Origin of the sequence: Fibrella forsythiae, from assembly GCF_017353175.1 — a bacterium.
Lineage (GTDB): Bacteria > Bacteroidota > Bacteroidia > Cytophagales > Spirosomataceae > Fibrella > Fibrella forsythiae.
This window is the reverse complement of record NZ_JAFMYW010000082.1, coordinates 1-201: the sequence shown is the minus strand read 5'-3', so window position 1 is coordinate 201 and position 201 is coordinate 1. Positions and strand designations below refer to the sequence as shown.

The window sequence follows — 201 nt, the reverse complement described above, 5'->3', positions numbered from 1 at the left end:
GCTCTGCGTAGGTGCTCCGCTGAACCTGACGGCCTTGCTAGGCGCTGGCTCAGGCAACATCCTAACGGGTCTGACCACAACTCTGCTGGGTGGCGGTACGCTGCCTGTCACGGTCGCTGCGGGTGCTAACGTCTTCAACCTGGTATCGACTTCGCCGCTGGGTTGTAGCACTGTAACGCCAGTAAGCGTGACGGGTGTGAA

The 201-nt window shown here is 60.7% G+C and carries 1 protein-coding gene; it reads left to right on the top strand.

The annotated features are described in order from the left end of the window. Positions 1-201 (top strand): hypothetical protein (locus tag J2I46_RS32750; protein WP_207333324.1); only part of this gene is annotated, 201 nt, incomplete at both ends.